Raw genomic sequence first — 20851 nt, forward strand, 5'->3', positions numbered from 1 at the left:
ACTGGGGACAGATCAAAACCTTGATGAAGGAGAACGCGATGGACATGAAGAAAACTGTCAGAAAAGCCGTTATTCCCGTTGCCGGAAACGGCACGCGCTTTTTGCCCGCAACGAAGGCAATGCCGAAGGAAATGCTGACGATCGTCGATCGGCCCGTCGTGCAATATGCCGTTGACGAGGCCATGCAGGCAGGTATCGAGCACATCATCTTTGTCACGAGCCGCAACAAGACCGCGATCGAAGACTATTTCGACAGCGCACCGGAACTGATCAACACGCTGACCCGCTCCGGCAAGACGGTGCAGGTGCTCCAGCTTGAGAAGATGCTGCCGGTAGCAGGCACGGTCAGCTATACCCGCCAGCAGGTGCCGCTCGGTCTCGGCCACGCCGTCTGGTGTGCTCGCGAACTGGTTGGCCACGAACCTTTTGCCCTTCTTCTGCCTGACATGGTTTCTTACGGCGCACGCGGCTGCATAGCCGGCCTGATGGAGCTTTATGACGAAGTCGGCGGCAACATCCTCGGCGTCGAGGAATGCCTTCCGGCGGAAACCTCCTCCTACGGCATTGTTGGCGTGGGCGCGAAGGTCAGCCACGGCTTTTCCGTCACCGAAATGATCGAAAAGCCGGAACCGTCCAAGGCACCGTCGAATTACTATCTCAATGGCCGCTACATTCTGCAGCCAGAGATTTTCGACATTCTCGCGAGGCAGGAGCGCGGTGCAGGCAACGAGATCCAGTTGACCGACGGCATGAAACGACTGGCTGAAAAGCAGGCGTTCCACGCTCAGAAATATACTGGTCGTACCTTCGACTGCGGCAGCAAGCAGGGCTTTATTGCCGCCAACGTCGCATTTTCGCTGCTCCGTGCGGATATGGAAGAACAGGTTCTGGCTTCGATCAAGGAATTGGTCGCCAACCATGAAAGCCGCGTTCAGGCGGCCTGACATCACCACGCGCGGTGGGATTTCTGATCCCTGACCGCGCCGAGACAACGGGAGGCGGGAAGGCGAGCAAGGCTTGGCTTCCCGCGCCATTTTTTAGTTCACAAGGTAGGTCCATGCACCACAAGACCTTTAAATCCAACATCAATTTTGCCGATCAGGGCAAGGATGCCGACACCTTCATTGACCTCGATCGCCTCTGGGCGGCCGTGATGCGTCGCGCCAACGTGATTGCCGCCTGTGTGGTCGCCAGCATGGTGTTGGCTGGCCTTTATCTGGTGCTTGCAACCCCTGTTTATACCGCGATGACGCAGGTCCTTCTGGATGAAAGCCTGTCTCGTTATGCGGAAGAGGAATCACCGGTCCCGGCAGCCCAGATCGTCGACAACCGTATTGCCAGCGCCGTGGAAATTTTGAAATCCAAGGAAATGGCGCTGACCGTCGTCGACAAGGCGAAGTTCGATGAGAACGACACAATCGTCAATCCGCCGATGTCGCCGGCCGAACTGGTGAAATCGTCCGTGCGTGGCATTGTAAATCTGCTTACGCCGGGCGAGCCGCCAGTCTCCGAAGCCGCACTCCGTGCTGGACGCCGTGAAAAGGCCGCCGCCGTTCTCCAGCAATCGCTGACCGTCGAACGCGTTGGACGCAGTTCCGTGATCGCAATCTCGACGCGGTCCACCGACCGTCAGCTCGCCGCACAGATTGCCAAGACCTATGCACAGGCCTATCTGACGGAGCAGCTCAACGCCAACTTCGATGCCAGTGAGCGCGCCTCTGTCTGGTTGCAGGAACGCCTCAGCGACCTCAATCAGCGTGCCCAGGCCGCCGAACTTGCCGTTGAAAAATTCAAGGCAGACAACAACATCATCTCCTCGCGCGGCGAACTGATTTCGGAAGGCCAGCTTGCCGATCTCAACGGCCAGCTTATTGCCGCACAGGCCGATGCCGCTACCGCTTCCGCACGCTACAACCAATATAGGTCGATCATCGACCGCGGCCCAGATGCCGCCGTGGACAACGCGGTCGTTTCGGCCCGTGACACTGACAACACCGTCATTCAGGATCTTCGCAAGCGTTACATCACCATCTCCGACCGTCAGAAGGGGATCGTCGAGCAGTTCGGCGCCGATCACCCGCAGGCGGTCGCGCTTGACGGTGAGAAGAAAGAAGTTGCGCGTCAGATCTTCCAGGAACTGCAGCAGCTTACCGGCAGCTTCAAGAATGAATATGACGTGGCCAACTCCCGCGTGGAGTCGCTTCGCGAAAACATCGATCGCGTCGCAGGACGTAACTCGCAGACCAACATGACGATGGTCCAACTGCGTGAACTGGATCAGCGTGCCACGGCGTTGCGCACGCTTTACCAGTCCTATCTCGGACGCTTCGAAGAAGCCGCGCAAAAGCAGTCGTTCCCGATTGCCAAGGCCCGCGTCATCTCAGAAGCCGGACTTCCGACCTCGCCTTCCAGCCCGAAGAAAACCATGACGATGGCGCTTTCGGTCATTCTTGGCTTGATGCTGGGTGGCGGGGTCGCAGCACTGCTCGAGTTCCGCGACCGCTTCTTCCACACTGGCAACGATGTGCGCGACAATCTGCGTATGCGTTTCCTGGGCTACCTGCCATTCATCGGTGAGCGTGGTGTCGAGGCTGCCAAGCCAGGAAACAGCGCCGCGACCCCCGGTGGTGAAAATGCAACCATCGACGCCAACGGGCAGGTCTCGTTCCAGAAGATGCTCCGTCTTGCCGTCGATAGCCCGCGCTCGAGCTTTGCCGAAACGCTTCGCAATGTGAAGCTGACGGCGGACGTTGTCATTCAGGAGCGCCAATGCCGGGTCATTGGCGTGATTTCCTGCCTGCCGAACGAAGGTAAATCTGTCGTCGCGCTCAACCTCGCGGGGCTGATCGCATCAACTGGCAAACGCACACTGGTGGTGGACGCCGACATCCGCAACCCGGGTCTCAGCCGCATGCTCACCACGCGTCAATCTGCTGGTCTTGTGGAAGTGGTCCTCGACGAGGTTCCCTGGACGCAGGCGGTCAAGGTCGATAGCCGTACGAAAATGGGCATTCTTCCTGTTTCAACCAGCAACCAGTTCGCCCATTCCAGTGAACTTCTGTCGTCATCTGGCATGCGCAAGTTCATCGATGCCGCACGCGAAGCGTGTGACTACATCATCGTCGACCTGGCACCGGTCGTTCCAGTGATCGATGCAAAGGCTTTCGCATCGCAGGTGGATGGTTTCGTGTTCGTGACCGAATGGGGCAAGACGCCGATCCAGATGGTACAGAACGTGATGGCCAACGAACCGCAAATCGCCAATAAGACGCTCGGTATCGTGTTGAACAAGACCGACATGACCGAGTTGCAACGCTACGCTGGACCGGGCGGTTCGGAGCACTATCACGAGAAATTTGCGGCGTATTACGGCGACGCCAAACAGCCCGCCAAGGAACCAGCATAAAGACCAGAACGGCCCGGCACCTGACCGGGCCGTTTCTTTGTCGGATTTCATTTTTGCGTGTGGATTTGGCGCGCAAATTGCGCATTGATGGTGCCCAATCAAATCGCATCAATGAGCAGGACAGAATTTCTCATGCCGACACCCATTGCCTTTGTTTCCCGATCGGATTCGGAATCCGAAACCATCTGGAAAACCGCCCTTCGCGCGGCCATGCCGGAGGAAACCATTCTTTCCTTTTCCGAACTGAGTGAAGAACAGAAACAGGCGGTGGAACTGGCAATCGTCGCAAATCCTGACCCAGCCGATATCGCAGCTTTACCGGGGCTTAAATGGATTCACAGTCTGTGGGCAGGCGTTGAGCGGCTGGTCCTCGAACTCGGGCAAAAGGCACCACCGATCGTTCGGCTGAAAGATCCTGAATTGTCACGCGTGATGGCGGAAGCAGTGCTGGCATGGACCTATTATCTGCAGCGCGATATGCCCGCCTATCGCAACAATCAGCAGAATGCCATCTGGAAGGACCTGGATTACCGCCATCCGCAAGATGTCACCGTCGGTTTGCTGGGACTTGGTGCTCTCGGTGCTGTTGCCGCCGAACGACTTCTGGACGCCGGCTTCAATGTCGCAGGATGGAGCCGATCGCCAAAATCAATTGCCAATGTGGAAACGCTGACTGGCGAAACCGGATTGAACAGCCTGCTTGCAAAAAGCGATATTCTTGTCTGCCTGGTACCGCTTACAGACGATACACGTGGCCTTATTAACGCCGACCGCATCGGCGTGATGAAGGACGGTGCAGAGATCATCAATTTCGGGCGTGGCCCTGTCATCGTAACCGATGATCTCACCGCAGCACTCGATACCGGCAAGCTGTCGCATGCTGTGCTCGATGTCTTCGATCAGGAACCATTACCGCAGTCGTCTGCGCTCTGGCGAAACCCGAAAGTGACCGTTTTGCCGCATATTTCCGCGCCCACCAGCCGCGAAAGTTCGGCAAGGATCGTTGCTGCCAATATCGGCAAGTGGCGGACCACAGGTGTCTTGCCTGAGACAGTGGATATGGCGCGCGGTTACTGATCCGCGCGGTCTGAGAGACCCTGCCTGCACCATGTCGCAATGCCGTTGGCGGCGGCTTTTCCGGTCGCAAAGCAGGCGGTCAACAAGTAGCCACCAGTCGGTGCTTCCCAGTCAAGCATTTCCCCGGCGACGAAGACGCCGGGGAGCGTCTCCAGCATGTAATCGTCTCTGACGCCCTGCCACGCGACCCCGCCGGCAGAAGAAATAGCCTCGTCAATCGGCCTTGTCCGCGCCAGTGGGATCTCGGCATGCTTGATCCGCACGGCCACAAGGTCTGCCGGTAGAGAGGAAATGTCAGGAAAGAGCTCTCGTAGCAGTGCAGCCTTTACCCCTGAAAGCCCGGCTCCCTTACGCAACCGGTTGGAAAAGCTTTCCTTGCGACCAAGCCTGGACAGATCGCGTCCAAGCCGCTCCACCGTTCGGCCGGGCGCCAGATCGACGATGAGGGAAGCTTTTCCGGTCTTGTCCAATTGATCGCGAAGTGCGGCCGAATGTGCATAAACGAGACTGCCCTCAAGACCATGTCTGGTGACGACGAACTCGCCCGGAAACGCACCAGCACTGGAAATGGCGACAACCGATTTCAAAGCGTCACCGGCGAAACGCTCGCGAAATGTCTCGCTCCAGTCGACGTCGAAACCGCAGTTGGCCGGGCGGAAGGGAGAGACGACAACACCCTTCTCGGCGAGCCACGGAGCCCAGGCAGCATCCGAGCCAAGGCGTGGCCAACTGGCTCCACCGAGCGCCAGCAAAATGGCATCGAACGTGGCGTTCATCGGTCCAGCCGGTGTTTCGAACCGAAGACTGTCGCCCGAAAATCCTGTCCAACGGTGGCGCGTCTTGATGACAACGCCCTGCATTTCCAACCGTGACAACCACGCTCGCAACAGTGGCGACGCTTTCATCACCGTTGGGAAGACACGGCCCGATGTTCCTGTAAAGGTTTCCTGCCCCAAACCCAGCGCCCAGTCACGCAGCATGGCAGGCGTAAAAGCATCGAGTGCGGTACGCAGACGCGGTTCGGCCGTACCAAATCGGTGAACGAAGTTTTCGTAGTCCTCGGAATGGGTGATGTTAAGGCCGGATTTCCCCGCCATCAGCAATTTTCTTGCGACCGTCGGCATCGCTTCAAAGACCGTGACAGCATGGCCCGCAGCCGACAGCATCTCGGCTGCCATCAGACCTGCCGGTCCACCGCCGACGATTGCGATCTGCCTTACGCCAGTCACGTGCTTATCTCCGTCACCATCCATCATCGCTGCCTTATACCGATTTGCGCGCCGGAATATATGCGATATTGCATGGGCATGTTCACACTCGACCAGCCCGTCACCTTTTCGCAGGATATCAAAAAAAGCCGTTTCATTGCGTTTGCCGCGCCGATCACCGGCGAGGAGGATGCAAAGACCTTTCTGGCTGAGAATTCCGATTTTGCTGCGAACCACAATTGCTGGGCCTGGCGAACAGGACAGATCTACAGATTTAGCGATGATGGCGAACCCTCCGGAACGGCGGGTAAACCGATCCTCCAGGCCATTGATGGACAGGAACTCGACAATGTCGCGGTGCTTGTCGTGCGCTGGTTCGGGGGCATTCTTCTTGGCAGTGGCGGCCTGATCCGGGCCTATGGCGGCACAGCAGCCGCGTGTTTGAGGCTCGGTGAAAAATCGCCGGTGATAGCCTATCTCACCGCGACCCTCAGTTGCCCGTTTTCCGATCTGGCTCTGGTTAAATCGAGGCTTTCAGCAATCCGTGATCTCAAAGTCGACACCGAGGATTTCACTGCCACCGGGGCTGATATGCGGCTTTCCGTGCCAAACGAAGAGGCTGAAAAGCTTGGACGATTGTTAAGCGACCTTACGAGCGGGCGGGTCAATTTGCATATTCCGGACTGACCACTCTGGCCGGTTGGTGGTTTCGTGATAAAGAACGAAAATGTCGTCCATGCTTTCGAACCCAATCTATAATCCACCGCTCGAACCCTACCTGACGATCGTTTACCGCGACGACGATCTTCTTGTGCTGGACAAGCCAAGCGGACTTCTGTCGGTACCGGGACGCGACCCTCTCCTGTCCGACAGCTTGCTCACGCGGGTGCAGAAGAAATTTCCCAGGGCCTTGATGATAAATCGGCTGGATAAGGACACATCCGGCATCGTGCTGATGTCGCTCAACCGACAGGCCCATGCTGCGATCGCCTCACAATTTGAAAATCGGCAAACGCAGAAATCCTATATCGCTGTGGTCTGGGGAGACGTTCAGGGCGAGAACGGCGAAGTGGATCTGCCACTTGCGATCGATCCCGACAACAAGCCTCGTCACCGGGTCGACTACGAGCACGGTAAAACCGCGCAAAGCCAATGGCACGTGCTGGAACGGCTGCCCCTGCCCGCCACACGGCTTCGGCTTCACCCTCTGACAGGCCGTACTCATCAATTGCGCGTTCACATGAAGGCGATCGGCCATCCCATCCTTGGCGATGAGTTTTATGCCGATGGCGAAGCCTTGGCGGGCGCTTCCCGACTGATGTTGCATGCCGAGGAGGTGGCCTTCCGGCACCCGGATGGCCGAGACGTTCGCTATGTTGTGCCCTGCCCCTTCTGAGAGCGACGGATGAAAGAAGAAGACGAAAGCTTCGTGGTGGATTTTGTCGGTGGCGCGGTCGGTCATCGGTTGCGCTCTGGTGAAGGGCGCGGACAAGCATTGGCAAAAGCTGCAGGTTTCACCAAAGGGCGTACGCCGAGGATTGTCGATGCGACAGCCGGCCTTGGGCGAGATGCATTCCTGCTCGCTTCACTTGGCGCCGATGTCACGCTCATCGAGCGCTCGGCGGGCATGCACGCCCACCTTGAGGATGGCATAAGACGCGCGCTTGAAGCTGGCGGTGCCTATGCCGAAACCGCGGCCCGCATGACGTTGCTGCATGGTGATTCCAGGGAATTGTTGAAAGAGCTTTCACCGGAGGTGGTGATTGTCGATCCGATGCACCCGCCCAGACACAATACGGCACTCGTCAAGAAAGAGATGCGCGTGCTTCGCGAACTCGTCGGCGCTGATCCGGACCAGGTACAGCTGATGGAAGTGGCTCTGGCTCACGCTACAAAAAGGGTTGTACTGAAGTGGCCGCTGCGGGCCGATCCTATGCCAGGCATACGAAAACCCTCGCATCAGATACTTGGTAAAAACACCCGATACGATGTGTTCATGATCTTCGGAAAAACGACCGACATAGAAGACTGATCAACGCGAAACCGGTTTACGCTGGGCATTCATGAGAAGCTCATGGCGCGTGGCGAAATCGCCGAACAGCTTGCGAAGGCGCGTTTCTTCCGTCTTGTCGAGACGGTAACGTCGGCAGAATTCGGCAACGTTGAGGATCGGTTTTATCCCGCTACCGTCTAGGTTTTTGTTATCGATGACCTGCATGGTTCCCTCCATCGTATCAGAGCAGAAACGCACGTGAACCCATTGCAGTTCCCTGCAATTTCGAATGGATGAGAAGTAGCGCCATTACGCGTAAAACCCCTCCTTTTCCGAACACGATGCCATCAAGTTTTCTTGAATGCATCGACTGAAACGAAATGCCTCCCATATGGTTCTTTGCTGACGGTAATGACGGAAGGGAGATCCATGTTCCACAACAAACGATTTTTGACCTCGACCATGCTCTGGGCAGTCGTGGGAGCCTCGCTCTCTAGCGCAGCCTATGCGCAATCTGCTTCGCCCGTTGAGACCGGACGGGCCAACGCACCAGATCAAAAACCGGCTTTTGAAGGTCAAACTCGAGCACCTCAGGCAACCGCACAGCCAGACGTCGAAACATCCGTTGTCGCAGACGGCTTGCCGCATCTGTGGTCGATGGAATTTCTACCAGATGGCCGCATTATAGTCGCCGCCAAGGAGGGCGCGATGCATATTGTCGCCGATGGCAAGGCCGGTGCCGCGATTGACGGCGTGCCGGACGTTGCGTCCGACGGACAGGGTGGCCTTCTGGACATTGCGCTTGCACCCGACTTTGAAACCTCGCGCACGATCTTCTTTTCTTTCTCTGAGCCCCGTGACGGCGGCAACGGAACCTCTGTCGCATCCGCAAAGCTGAGTGAGGACGGCGGAACAGCAAAACTCGAAAACGTCAATGTCATCTTCCGCCAGATGCCAACCTATGACGGCGACAAGCATTTTGGCTCCAGGCTCGTCTTTGGGCCAGACAATGCGCTCTATGTAACAGTCGGCGAACGCTCCGATGCAACACCGCGCGTTCAGGCGCAGGACCTGTCGAGCGGCCTCGGAAAAGTCTTCCGGATCGATACCGAGGGCAAGGCATTCGAGGGCAATCCGTTCGCCAGCCAGAAGAACGCCCTCCCGGAAATCTGGAGTTATGGCCACCGCAATCTGCAGGCGGCCGCGCTGGACGGACAGGGCAGGCTTTGGACCGTTGAACACGGCCCCAAGGGTGGCGATGAACTCAACATGCCCAAAGCGGGGCTGAACTACGGTTGGCCCGTCATCACTTACGGTGTCGAATATAGCGGACGCGCCGTCGGCGAGGGTGCGACCTCCAAGGACGGCATGGAACAGCCTGCCTATTATTGGGACCCTGTTATCGGCCCATCTGGCATGGTCTATTACGACGCAGAGCAAATTCCGGAATGGAAGGGTGCGTTCATTGTCGGCGGACTGGTAAGCCAGGGACTGGTGATCCTGAAAATCGACGGCGATAAGGTTGCGACCGAGAACAGGCTGCCACTGGATGCACGCATTCGCGATGTGAAGGTCGGCCCCGATGGTGCTGTTTATGCCGTGACCGAGCAGCGCGGCGGCGGTAATTCGCAGATCCTGCGGATCGCCAAGTCCAGCTAACCAACTTTCCTTCATGAGAACGGGCCGCTTGCCAATAGCGGCCCGTATCTCTTTCGCGTATCAAGCGCTGACATGCGATCGCCCTTCCCGTATATCGTCAGATGAAGTGAACCAAACGATTCCGGCCCCGCCTTGATTGCCGACACCGATGACACGCCAGAACCAGAAAACTTGGAGCCGACAAGCCGCATGCTGTCGTGGGCGCGCAATTCCGCGATTTATCGCCTGGAACGACGGATGATGACTGAGCGGCAATTGCGCGACGCGATTACCCGCAAGGCAAAGGAAAAGTTCGAAGATATCAGTGTCCAGCAGACGAAGGCTCTCGGCGATTTTGCCGTCAAATTCGCTTACGAAATCAAGGCTCTTGACGATACCGCCTTCGCTGAGATCACGGTTCGCAGTGGTCTGCGCAGTGGCAAATCCAAACGCGGCCTTGCACAGAAACTAACGATCAAAGGCGTCGACCGGCAGACTGCGGAAGCTGCTCTCGACGAAACCAATGACCTTGTCGCGGCAGTGGTTTTTGCCCGCAAACGGGCATTCGGTCCCTACCGTCGTATTGAACTGGATGAAAAACGAAAGAACAAGGAACTGTCAGCTTTTGCGCGCAACGGTTTTTCTTTTGAGATCGGTGCCCGGGTTTTCGCCATGACGCATGAAGAAGCGGAAGATATTCTCTACGACGCGCCGCTTTGACGTCGGACTATTGCGCTGGCAAAGGGTGCGCTTTTAAAAAAGCGATCAGGTCGGCGATTTCCGTTTCGCTCCAGAGGCCGAAGAAGCGCATTGACGTCCCTGGCACAGCTTTTTTGGGGCTGGCAATGAATTTGGCCAATTCCTCCTCTGACCAGACCCGTCCCGCGTTACCCGCATCCTTCATCGCCTGCGAGTAGTTATTATAATCGGCAACAGATGCCATTGGCCTGCCGACCACACCCATCAAATGTGGCCCCATCCGGGTGCGGGGAGCGTCGACACTGTGACAGGTGGAACAGCGGCTGAATACGCGCTCCCCTTTGCTGACATCACCTTCTGAAAAAGCAGGCACAGCCGCGCTCAGAAGAAAGGCGATTGACGCAGAGACGACAGATGAGGCAGTAAATTTCATATCCTCATAATACAAACGCCCTCTTCATCTCGCAATGAAAAGGGCGTTGTGCATGCTGCGACAGAATGCCCGAAGCCTTGCTTCGAGCGCCCGCGCAAATTAGTTGATGGCCGTCAGCGTTACCGACGTACCGGTCGCGGCAAGGTTCAGGCCGACCTGGCCCGTCACGCTGACAGTCTGAAGCTGGATGGAACCGGAGGTACCGCCAACGAGGACGTTAGCGCCAACGCCAAGACCGACAGTCGCTTCAGCCGTTGCACCCTGATAGAGGCCACCGAGCGAACCACGGTGATAGCCTGCTGTCGGAGCAAAAACCGCCCAGACCAGACGACCCTGTGTGGTAAAGCCTAGGTCAACACCCATCTTGCGGATAGCGCCGGTGTAGTGATCGGTACGGCGCGCGCCCATGGTGGACTGGAACGTGCAGTCCAGTTCCTTTGCGGAACCGATCACGTAACCCACACCGCCACCGATATCGCAGCTCAGGTAACCGATCTTGACACCATTGCGATCGTCCTGCTCCTGAGGAGCTTGCTCGTATCTCGCAAGGTCCGCAGCCAGCGCAGATGCGGCACCGCCAAGACCCATCGTCAATGCGGCAAAGGTTACGGCAACAGCTTTTTTCATCTGGTTTTCTCCTTGTTTTATTCCTACCCGCAGCAGCCCTTCTTGCCCACTCCGGATACTGAATTCCGCACTGTTAACGTTTGTTCCTCAAAATCGATCCAAAACAACCGAATTGGGGACAAGGAGACCCAAACAGTTAACAATGTCTTTAAGGCGGTAGGGGGCCATTAAGGCAGTGTTAGGGCAGACATTGATGCCGAGGTGTCTATCCCCGGATTGCCATGCCCAGTTGCAAATCAGAGCGGAAGGGCGACGGGAAAACCGGTGGCGGGATGCGTCATCACATCCATCTTCACCCCATAGATTTTCTCCAATGTCTCGGGGTTCATGATCTCCTGCGGTGTGCCACGCGCGATCAATCTGCCCGAGTGCAGAGCGACGATTTCATCGCAAAAACGAGCGGCCATGTTCACGTCATGCAGAACCACGACAACGCCAAGACCTTTCTCCCGTGACAGACGCTGAACAAGAGACAGCACCTCAATCTGGTGGGCCATATCGAGCGCCGAAATCGGCTCATCCAAGAGAAGGCTTTCAGCATTTTGCGCAACCAGCATCGCCAGCCATACCCGCTGACGTTCACCGCCGGAAAGAGTGTCGACCAGCCTGTCGCGGAAGGCAACCGTGTCGGTGAGTTCTATCGCCTCGTCGACCTTCTCCTGATCTGCCTTTGTGAATTGTCCTAGCGCGCCGTGCCACGGGTAACGGCCGAGTGCCACCAACTCCTTGGCCAGCATACCTGACGCCGCAGGCGTGTATTGCGGCAGATAGGCAAGTTTCCGCGCGAACTCGCGGTTGCCCCAATCGCCGAGCGCCTTGCCCTCGAAGGCAATTTTACCCGATGAGGGCTCATGCATTCGGGCGAGAAGCTTCAGCAGCGTGGATTTACCAGAGCCGTTGTGACCAATGAGGCCAATCGTCTTGCCACTGTCGAATTGCGTTGTCAGGGGATGCAAAAGCACCCGACCCGGCACCTCCATCGAAACCGCATCCAACGAAAAAAGCGGCGTCTCATCATACTGTATGGCAAGTGCAGCCTGAGCCATGGGTCTTATCTCCGGATGTGAACGTGAATATCATTGTCGCCGACCTGCCAGCCAGATCAGGTAGGGTGCCCCTGCCAGCGTTGCGAAGAGGCCGAGCGGCAGCTCGTAGGGAAACGTAATCGTCCTCGCCCCCAGGTCGGATAACACCATCAAGGTCGCGCCAAACAGGAACGATGCAAGCATGTGATGTCGTGGGGTGACGAAACCGGCACGAAGGGCGATGTGTGGCGCCATCAAGCCGACGAAACTCAAAGGGCCGACAAGCAGTGAAGCAGCTGCTGTCGCAATGCCCGCGACGGCAACGACACCGGCGCGCGCACCAATAAGCGGCAACCCCAGAGATTGCGGCACGGCTTGGCCCAGCGGCAGGATTGCCAGCCATCTCGTCACCGAGAACGCAGCAGTGAGCAAAACGGCGGACAGAACGAACAGGAAGATCGACGAGGCAGGTGTCGCCGTCGATCCAGAGCCACTGAGCCATGACAGAATCTGCCAGGCACGCTGATCGCCGATGGACAGCAGTGCCGATAACACCGCCGAGCACAAGGAACTGATGGCAATGCCGGCGAGCAGGATTTTCTCGGGTGTCAGATATCGGTGCGCAGCAAAGAACATGACCAGGATCATGACGGCGGCAGAACCGACACCTGCGCCTACAAACAATTCGAAAATGCCACCTGCTGGAAACAGCGTGATGGCTGCAGCAAAGCCAAGGCCAGCACCGCCGCTGACGCCCAGAACTTCAGGGCTTGCCATCGGGTTACCTGTCAGCCTTTGCAAGAGAGCCCCGGCCATGGCCAGAAGGCCGCCTGCGGAAAAAGCAGCCACCAGTCTCGGCCAACGGAACGGCAACAGATCTGGCAGATCGGACGACGCCAGAAGTGCCCAGCCTTCAGGCCCTTTGGTGACGACAAGCGCCGCAAAGACAAGAACGGCCAGCACTGCGAGCACTGGCAGCAATGCGGCAGGTCCGCGCCTCTTCGTCGGCTCGTCATTGCCGCCGCGATGAACCTCGGTGGCGCGGATTTTCGGGAGCAACCATAATAGCAGCGGGCCACCAATCAACGCCGTCACGGCGCCAGTCGGGAATACCTCGGATGTGGACGTCGCAACAAATTGTACAACCCCATCGCAAAGCCACAGGAGCAATCCGCCGACAAGAGGCGAAACCAGCAAGACCGCCGACGAACGCCGTATACCGAGCGCCCGCGTGATGGCCGGCGCCGCAAGCCCGATAAAACTGACAAGACCGACAGCGGAAGAAACGAATGCCGCCATAACGACCGCCAGCGCCCCAACCGCCAGACGCACGGAGAAAAGCGACACGCCGAGGGATTGTGCACCGGAATCGCCGAGCCCGAGAAGGGTCAACGGCCGCATCAGCAGGAATGTCACGGCAAGCCCTGCAAGAAGCTGCCACGACAGCGCAACTGCCGCCGACCAGTCCTGCTGGCTGAGTGCGCCGCCATTCCAGACGACAAGCGACATCAGATATTCGCCTTGCGCCAGTGTCAAAGCAGCCGAAACCGACGCGGCGGTAATGCCAACCAGCAGCCCGGCGATCACCATGGTGACCGGCTCGAAGGAACGGCGCCAACCAAGCAGAAAGACGACTGACGCTGCCGAAGCAGCCCCGAGCAATGCCACCAGTGAGCGGTTTCCGTCCAAGGCTTCGGGAAAAAACAGGGTTGCGATAACGATGGCGAGTTGCGCTCCGGCGGAGATACCGAGCGTGGAGGGATCTGCAATCGGATTGCGGAGCAATAGTTGAAACAGTGCACCGGAAAGGCCAAGCATGGCTCCGGCAAGGATGGACACCACGACGCGCGGCATAAGACTGAACGCAACAATGATCTGATCGAGCGACATCGACGACGGATCGAACGGCAAGGATGGCCAAAGACCGAAGGGCAAACGCAAGACCATGGCGTGCAGGGAAAGCGCACATGCCAGCGCAACAGCGAGACCGCAGAAAAGCTGGATGGAACGCGCCGTCACAATGCCCCCTGCCGCGTCGTCAGTGCTTCTGTCAGAAGGCGCGCAAAACGCATGCCGGCTGTGATACCGCCATATGGATTGATATTTGCGAGCATCGTCACTCGGTTTTCTCGAACTGGCGTTAGCGACTGCCAGATGACGCTGTTGCGAAGGCTCTGACGCGCTTCAACAGGGACATCGGAAACGATGACAATGCGCGCCTCAGGTGTTTCTGCGAGGTTCTCAAGCGGCACCGGAGCGGCAAAGGTGAATTGCGAGCGGTCTTTCCATGCGTTGGGAAGACCCAGCCTGTCGAGAATGTCACCGAACATGCTGTCTGCGCCGAAAGCCCGGAAATGTCGTGCGTCACCGATGTTGATAATGTAGGTCGGGCGCGCAGCGAATGCGGCAAGGCGTTCCCGCATAGTCTCAAGGGAACGTGCCGTCTCATCCAGAACCTCTTGGGCCTCGTTGATTTTTCCGAGTTTCTCACCAAGCGCAGAGACGGCCGATAGCGCGTTTGCGAAAGGCGGCTCGCCCTTCACATAGAACGGCAGCGAGAACACGGGGGCGATCGCTTCCAGCCGCCCGGTATAGCGAGTGTAGAAAGGCGAGATCAGAATGAGGTCGGGCCTGGAAAGGTGCAAAAGCTCGAAATTCGGCGCGCCACGCAGGCCGAGGTCAGTCACTTCAGCCGGAACAGGCGGCTCGACGGCATCTTTTCTGAACTGGATCAGTTCTGTCGCCGCCACAGGCGTGACGCCGAGGGCTACGACGGTTTCCAGCATGGCCCAGTCGATCGCCGCGATACGCAGCGCTGTTTGGGCTTGAAGCGGCCGTACGAAAGCCGAAGCAGCGAGCAATCCGAGAAATTCCCGCCGCCCCCACAACGAGGACATGTATCGATACCTGACTGTCATGCCCCTAGTTGCTTCGCGTGTTGCGGCAGCCTTACCAACGATAGGTCAGCTTGCCCATGACGGTTCTTCCGTCACCGTAATAGCATCCGAAAGTGGAGCAACTAGAAATATATTCTTTATCAGTCAAGTTTTGCACGACAAGCGAGGCACGATAACCGTTTTTCTCGTAGTGAACCCCGATATCGAGCAGTGCGAGTGCCTTCATATCGAAGGCATTGGCGGCGTCACCGTAACGCTGACCGATATAACGCACGCCACCGCCGATGCCGAAACCCTCAAGAGCGGTGTCTTCCGGGAACGTATAATCGAGCCAGAGGCTCGCGGCATGGCGCGGCGCATTATCGAGTTCCTTACCGTTGTTGACGCGGCCTGCAACCTCCGTGTCCATGTAGGTGTAAGCTGCCCTGAGATCGAGGCCGTCAGCAAGTGTTGCCACGCCTTCGAGTTCGATGCCTTTAACGCGCGCCTGGTCCATCTGCTGTGTCACGCCGCCAACGGTCGTCGTTACGTTTTTCTGTTTCAGGTCATAAGCCGCGACGGAGAAGAAACCGTCCCAGCCTTCAGGCTGATACTTGATGCCAGCTTCCCATTGTTCGCCGGTCGTCGGCTTGGGTGCGTCACCGACGGCGGGTTGCGGCACGGGTTCGAACGACGTGGCATAGCTCACATAAGGCGCAATGCCATTGTCGAAGAGATAGCTCACGCCGGCACGCCCTGTCAGCTTGTGGTCATCCTTGTCGAGCGATCGATACGTGGTGCCATTGAATGTCGTACCGCTGGTGCTTGCCCAGTCCTGCCGCAGACCAGCAGTGACGCGCCAGTTCTCAAAGGCCATCTCATCCTGCACATAAAGGCCGACCTGGGAGATATCGGTTTTCACGTCGGCATAAAGCGTGCGTGACGTCAGGCTGATCGGACCGCCATAAACGGGATTATCGGGGTTGAGCGACGTTGCCGCCCAGAATTCGGTTTTCACATTGTTGTCGAAGTAGCGATAATCGACCCCGGCCAGTACGGTATGATCGACCGGCCCGGTCGAAAAATCGACCTGCAGGCTGTTGTCGATGTTAAAGGTGTTCAGCAACTCGTCCTGGAACGTCGCATTGCGACGAATGAGGTTGCCGATCATCCCGCTATTGGTCGAAGACATCCCAAGTGCCCGATAGGACCAATCGAAATTGGAGTAACGGGCATTCTGTCTGAACGTAAAGGTGTCATCGAAGCGGTGTTCGAACTCATAGCCGATATTCGTGAACTTGCGGCTGGACGTATCGAACGACGGATCACCGACATAGAAACTACGGTCAAGCATATTACCGGGGCGCAGATAGGTCAGCGCTGGAGGCAGACCGGATGGCGAGCTTGGGTTATCGTGCTGATAGGCGCCAAGGACCGTCAGTTTCGTATCTTCGTCGGGTTGCCAGGTGACTGCGGGCGCGATGAAATAGCGGTCGTTCTGCAGGTTGTCGGTTTGCGTGTGCGCGTTGCGCGCCACGCCGGTTAGTCGATAGGCAAAAGTGTCGCTGTCAGCGATCGGGCCACCAATGTCGAACATCGACTGGTAATAGTCGTAACTGCCGACTTGTGCGCCGACTTCTCCAAAGCGCTCGAAGGTGGGACGTTTGCTGATGAGATTGATGAGACCGCCGGGGTTACCCTGTCCATAAAGAACCGATGCAGGCCCACGAATAACCTCGACACGCTCCAGACCATACACCTCGTAAGAAGGTGCACCTGCAGTACGCATGAGACGAAGGCCGTTGAGGAACTGCAACTGGTTTCCTGCAAAACCGCGAATTCGAGGCGCATCGAACCGCGGGTCGGAACCGGAGGGCTGAGAGACAACACCTGGAACGTAATTCAATGCTTCGCTGAGATTGCGGACACTTTGATTGTCCATCTGGTCTCTGGTGATGACAGAGATGGACTGCGGCGTCTCGATCAAGGAGCGGCCCGTCTTCGTCGCGCTTGCGCTCGTCTTTGCCACATATCCCTTGACTGGCGCTTTGGGGTCCTGCGTTTTGCCACTACCATCAACAGTAATCGTCTGGAGCGTCGTCGAACCGGCGTCCTGAGCGACGGCAGGCAGAGCTGCGCAGAGAGCGATCAGAGCGCAATTGCCCGCCAGGACAGAACTGTATTTCGACTTCGCCTTCACCCCGAGACCCTTTTCACCTGCGCACCCAAAAAACGGGCGCTTTTCTGGACTAATTCAGTCATCTTATTAAGCAAGTGGTCGATTATGATCCAATAAGCCAAAACCGGTTTTTTCATCACCGTTGATTATGATAAATGGTTTCGATAATAGCTTGAAATTATTCTAATCTGAAAACCGCACAACCATGACCAAACGGCAAAGACCTCGGGCCGAGACCTTCGAACTCCGACACTTACGGTATTTCACCGCACTGGTGGACGAGCGCAACTTCGAGCGTGCTGCCATAAAGCTTGGCATCGCGCAGCCGGGGTTAAGCCAGCAGATCATGAACCTCGAGGATATCGTCGGAATGCCATTGCTGGACCGGACACGCCGATCCGTGCAACTGACGGCCCCGGGCCAGCTTCTCTACGAAGATGCGAAAAAGATTCTGGCAGATGCCGATGCCACACTGGCAGCCCTCAAACGCGTCGATCGCGGGGAAACGGGCCGCATTACCATCGGTTATGTTGCTTCCGCCGCTTACTCCGGCCTGCTCATTCAGTCTATCGCCAGCTTTCGCGCATCTCATCCCGATGTGGAACTGCAACTCATCGAGATGGAAATGCGGCTGCAGCTATCCAAGATTGCCGACGGTAATCTCGATATCGCCTTCATACGTCCGCCGGCGCCGATACCGGAGGGTGTAGCGACCAACGTCATTCTGCGTGAGCCTCTGATGGCGGCACTGCCGCAAACCCATCCTTTCGCGTTCGCTCGCCAGGTCGATCTGAAGAACCTGTCACAGGAAACCTTCATCACACCCCGTCAACCTCCCGATGTTGGCTTCCATTACAACACCATCGAAGCCTGCAACGAGGCCGGCTTCCAGCCGTCCATCAGCCCTGAAGGGCGCGATTACACCACCATCGCCTGCATGGTCTCTATCGGCCTTGGAATTGCACTCGTACCGCGTTCGCTCGATTGCCTGAGGTTGCCGGGTGTCCACTACGTGCCCCTTTCATCCAGCACAACAACGTCTGATCTGGCAATTGCCTATCGCAAAACCGAAGCCTCTCCTGCCGTTCGGGCCTTCATCCTGCACAACAGGCAATGATGTCAGACGGCATCTTTTGAACCAAACCGTCAGGCGCACCGCCAGGATATGACGCCTCCATGACAAGGCTTTCAGGTTCATGTCAGCTAAATCCCGCATCCGCCATACAAGGCCGATGCGGTGCTGCACTTGCACGTGTTTTTTCACGCTCTTCGCTGTCGTCGGTTCATGTGAAATCTGGTGGACCTGACAGTGGCTCTATTTACGGCGAAAGCAACAGGAACTGAATCGTATCGTCCCGAAATCGGCAGCGTGCCGCTTAGCTTGCTAACGGGCGTGTATTTGCTGTTTTGCACGAACCAGACATTCTGGTCGAAAATACACACCTATCTGTCGGCCTATCCGGTTGCCATCGCGGCGCTTTATATTGCCATGGCGGCTCTTCTCGGCGCTCTGATAACGATTTTTTCCGCCAAATATCTCATCAAGCCGTTTCTGATCTTTCTGGTGATCGCAGCGGCCGCTGCGTCCTGGTTCATGGATCGTTATGGTATCGTCATTGACAGCGACATGATCCGCAACGCTATGGAAACAACGCCAGCCGAGGCCGGCAACCTGATGACGCCTGGCTTTATCCTGCATCTTGCGATCTACGGACTTGTGCCGTCCATCGTCATCATAGCTGTCAGGGTCGGGCATCGACCGATCCTCGACAAATTGCTCTGGAACACGGTCAGCATTTTGCTCTGCCTCCTTCTCGTCGGCATTATCAGCTTCGCCAATTCCAAGAACTTCACCACTGCCATCCGTCAGCACAAGGATATCGTAAAGAGCGTCAATCCGCTGTCTCCGATCCTGTCGACAATCCATTATTTCACACAGGCCGGCAAAGAGGCTGAGATCACGGTGAGCCCAATCGGCCAGGATGCGAAAATTCTTCCTGCGCTGGGCGGCATCCATAAACCGCGTGTCACCGTTATCGTCGCAGGAGAGACGGCGCGCGCGGCCAACTTCTCGCTCAACGGATATGAGCGCGACACCAATCCCGAACTGGAAAAGCGCGACGTGGTCTATTTTCCGAACACGACGAGCTGTGGCACCGCGACCGCCATTTCCATCCCCTGCATGTTCTCGAAATTCCCCCGTTCGAGCTATAGCCATAGCAAGGCGCTCGCCAACGAAAACGTCATGGATGTTCTCGTCCATGCGGGTGTGGATGCAAGCTGGCTGGACAACAATACAGGCAGCAAAAATGTCGCCGACCGTATCGCCTATTTCGACTTGCCATCGACCAATGATCCCCGCTTCTGCACAGGCGGTGAATGCCGCGACGACATCTTCTTTGACAAACTGGACAGTTGGCTCAACAACATTCGAAAGGACAGCGTCATCGTCCTTCACCAGATGGGTAGCCACGGACCGACCTATCACCTGCGCTACACCGACGAGTTCCGGAAGTTCACGCCGGATTGCCGTACCGCAGAGCTTGGCAATTGCACCGATAGCGAGATCGTCAATTCCTACGACAATACCCTTCTCTATACCGATCATTTTCTGTCGACAGTAATCGACAAGCTGAAAGGACGATCCGACAAGCTGGCGACCGGCATGATCTATGCCTCGGATCACGGTGAATCGCTTGGTGAGAACGGTGTCTACCTGCACGGCGCGCCCTATCTGCTGGCACCGGATCAGCAGACCCACGTTCCATTCCTCGTCTGGTTCGATGATGACTTCGCCAGGTCAATGGGTCTGGACAGAGCCTGCCTTGCCAAGGATGCAGCAAAGGGTGGCCGTTCCCATGACGACTACTTCCACAGCATCCTGGGCATGATGAACATCTCCACCTCCGTCTACGATCCGTCACTCGATATTTTCAGCGGGTGCACGACACGTCAGAGCAGTTGATCAGACAGAACTTGACGCTTGTCCTGCGAAAGCGATACGCAGGACAGCGCTATAAAGGGAGCTGTCTTGCGAGTTCTGCTTGTTGAAGACGATCACGTCTTGGGAGAGGCGTTGCGGGACCATGTTGCGGCAGCGGGACACGCAGTCGACTGGTTCAAGACGTTGAACGACGCCATGGCGGCAACATTGACCATGGCCTATGGGCTCGTTCTGCTCGACATGAGATTGCCTGATGGCGACGGCATCACCCTGTTGAAGGCCTTGCGCAATCGTAACGACGCCACACCCGTTATCATTTTGACTGCCCATGACCAGGTCTCCGACCGCATTGCAGGCTTGAACGCGGGTGCCGACGATTACCTCGTCAAACCGTTTGATCTCTACGAGCTTTCGGCCCGCATGCTGGCGGTTTCGCGGCGTTACGAAGGGCGTTCCGCGCCAGTCATTCGGTTGCCAGGTATCGAAATCGATCAGGTCGGGCGGAACATCGTGGTTGACGGAACGGCGCAGACGCTGAGTGCCAGAGAATGGGCCGTTCTTGAAAAACTTGTCGAGCGCCCGGGCGCGGTCATTTCGAAAACGCAATTGCACGACGCGCTTTACGCGTTTGGTGCAGAAATCGAAAGCAATACGGTCGAGGTCTATATCAGCCGTCTGCGCAAAAAAATCGGCCATGACCGCGTCGAGACCGTTCGCGGCGTGGGTTACACCATTAGGTAGGCAAG

19 protein-coding genes are annotated in these 20851 nt (G+C 57.1%); 11 read left to right on the plus strand and 8 right to left on the minus strand.

The genetic code is table 11. The features are described 5' to 3' along the window. Window positions 1–38 precede the first annotated feature (38 nt). From ACIQT8_RS08275 to ACIQT8_RS08285, 3 genes are all read left to right on the plus strand, one after another. The gene (locus tag ACIQT8_RS08275; protein WP_400964697.1) at window positions 39–944 is read left to right on the plus strand and encodes a UTP--glucose-1-phosphate uridylyltransferase; all 906 of its coding nucleotides are present in this window, start codon (window positions 39–41) and stop codon (window positions 942–944) included. A 113-nt stretch (window positions 945–1057) separates the two neighbouring features. Next, window positions 1058–3406 (plus strand): polysaccharide biosynthesis tyrosine autokinase, encoded by a 2349-nt coding sequence (locus ACIQT8_RS08280; protein WP_400964698.1) that lies wholly within the window; start codon window positions 1058–1060, stop codon window positions 3404–3406. A gap of 132 nt (window positions 3407–3538) precedes the next feature. Then, window positions 3539–4483 carry a 2-hydroxyacid dehydrogenase gene (locus ACIQT8_RS08285; protein WP_400964699.1) on the plus strand — a complete coding sequence of 315 codons (945 nt, stop codon included), beginning with the start codon at window positions 3539–3541 and terminating at the stop codon, window positions 4481–4483. Here the strand turns inward: ACIQT8_RS08285 and ACIQT8_RS08290 are convergent. Then, window positions 4477–5736, minus strand: coding sequence for a TIGR03862 family flavoprotein (locus ACIQT8_RS08290; RefSeq protein ID WP_400964853.1), 1260 nt, complete (start codon window positions 5734–5736; stop codon window positions 4477–4479). The two genes, ACIQT8_RS08285 and ACIQT8_RS08290, sit on opposite strands and share 7 nt — an antisense overlap. 54 nt (window positions 5737–5790) lie before the next feature. On the opposite strand from ACIQT8_RS08290, the gene ACIQT8_RS08295 reads away from it, so the two are divergent. From ACIQT8_RS08295 to ACIQT8_RS08305, 3 genes are read left to right on the plus strand one after another with little or no spacing between them, the layout of a single operon-like run. Further along, complete coding sequence (locus ACIQT8_RS08295; protein WP_400964854.1) at window positions 5791–6378, plus strand: IMPACT family protein; 588 nt, start codon at window positions 5791–5793, stop codon at window positions 6376–6378. A gap of 40 nt (window positions 6379–6418) precedes the next feature. Further along, window positions 6419–7087, plus strand: coding sequence for a pseudouridine synthase (locus tag ACIQT8_RS08300; protein WP_400964700.1), 669 nt, complete (start codon window positions 6419–6421; stop codon window positions 7085–7087). A gap of 9 nt (window positions 7088–7096) precedes the next feature. Beyond that, entirely contained in the window at window positions 7097–7723 is a 627-nt protein-coding gene (locus ACIQT8_RS08305) for a class I SAM-dependent methyltransferase (RefSeq protein WP_400964701.1), read from the plus strand. Here ACIQT8_RS08305 and ACIQT8_RS08310 read toward each other — a convergent pair whose 3' ends face one another. Then, a complete protein-coding gene (locus tag ACIQT8_RS08310) occupies window positions 7724–7909 on the minus strand; it encodes a hypothetical protein (RefSeq protein WP_138791991.1) in 186 nt (61 codons plus the stop codon). Between the two features lie 204 nt (window positions 7910–8113). On the opposite strand from ACIQT8_RS08310, the gene ACIQT8_RS08315 reads away from it, so the two are divergent. Both ACIQT8_RS08315 and recX read left to right on the plus strand, forming a co-directional pair. Beyond that, a complete protein-coding gene (locus ACIQT8_RS08315) occupies window positions 8114–9343 on the plus strand; it encodes a PQQ-dependent sugar dehydrogenase (protein WP_400964702.1) in 1230 nt (409 codons plus the stop codon). Between the two features lie 135 nt (window positions 9344–9478). Beyond that, the gene (gene recX / locus ACIQT8_RS08320) at window positions 9479–10042 is read left to right on the plus strand and encodes a recombination regulator RecX (protein WP_400964855.1); all 564 of its coding nucleotides are present in this window, start codon (window positions 9479–9481) and stop codon (window positions 10040–10042) included. 7 nt (window positions 10043–10049) lie between these two features. Here the strand turns inward: recX and ACIQT8_RS08325 are convergent, their stop codons facing one another. From ACIQT8_RS08325 to ACIQT8_RS08350, 6 genes are all read right to left on the minus strand, one after another. Beyond that, window positions 10050–10454 (minus strand): cytochrome c family protein, encoded by a 405-nt coding sequence (locus ACIQT8_RS08325; protein WP_138792262.1) that lies wholly within the window; start codon window positions 10452–10454, stop codon window positions 10050–10052. A 99-nt stretch (window positions 10455–10553) separates the two neighbouring features. After that, window positions 10554–11081, minus strand: coding sequence for a DUF992 domain-containing protein (locus ACIQT8_RS08330; protein ID WP_138791988.1), 528 nt, complete (start codon window positions 11079–11081; stop codon window positions 10554–10556). Window positions 11082–11317: 236 nt separating this feature from the next. Beyond that, complete coding sequence (locus ACIQT8_RS08335; RefSeq protein WP_262527661.1) at window positions 11318–12127, minus strand: ATP-binding cassette domain-containing protein; 810 nt, start codon at window positions 12125–12127, stop codon at window positions 11318–11320. A gap of 30 nt (window positions 12128–12157) precedes the next feature. Continuing rightward, complete coding sequence (fhuB, locus tag ACIQT8_RS08340; RefSeq protein WP_400964703.1) at window positions 12158–14125, minus strand: Fe(3+)-hydroxamate ABC transporter permease FhuB; 1968 nt, start codon at window positions 14123–14125, stop codon at window positions 12158–12160. Next, window positions 14122–15024, minus strand: coding sequence for an iron-siderophore ABC transporter substrate-binding protein (locus ACIQT8_RS08345; protein WP_400964704.1), 903 nt, complete (start codon window positions 15022–15024; stop codon window positions 14122–14124). Before ACIQT8_RS08345 ends, fhuB begins: the two co-directional genes overlap by 4 nt. A 31-nt stretch (window positions 15025–15055) precedes the next feature. Continuing rightward, window positions 15056–17182 (minus strand): TonB-dependent siderophore receptor, encoded by a 2127-nt coding sequence (locus ACIQT8_RS08350; RefSeq protein ID WP_400964705.1) that lies wholly within the window; start codon window positions 17180–17182, stop codon window positions 15056–15058. A gap of 184 nt (window positions 17183–17366) precedes the next feature. Between ACIQT8_RS08350 and ACIQT8_RS08355 the strand changes: the two genes are divergently transcribed. The 3 genes from ACIQT8_RS08355 to ACIQT8_RS08365 all read left to right on the plus strand — a co-directional run bounded on the left by ACIQT8_RS08355 (window position 17367) and on the right by ACIQT8_RS08365 (window position 20846). Further along, entirely contained in the window at window positions 17367–18278 is a 912-nt protein-coding gene (locus ACIQT8_RS08355) for a LysR family transcriptional regulator (RefSeq protein ID WP_138791983.1), read from the plus strand. A gap of 180 nt (window positions 18279–18458) precedes the next feature. After that, a complete protein-coding gene (locus ACIQT8_RS08360; protein WP_400964706.1) occupies window positions 18459–20126 on the plus strand; it encodes a phosphoethanolamine transferase in 1668 nt (555 codons plus the stop codon). A 66-nt stretch (window positions 20127–20192) separates the two neighbouring features. Beyond that, complete coding sequence (locus ACIQT8_RS08365) at window positions 20193–20846, plus strand: response regulator transcription factor (protein ID WP_400964707.1); 654 nt, start codon at window positions 20193–20195, stop codon at window positions 20844–20846. Window positions 20847–20851 lie beyond the last annotated feature (5 nt).

Source organism: Agrobacterium sp. NPDC090273, assembly GCF_044772305.1.
Lineage (GTDB): Bacteria > Pseudomonadota > Alphaproteobacteria > Rhizobiales > Rhizobiaceae > Agrobacterium.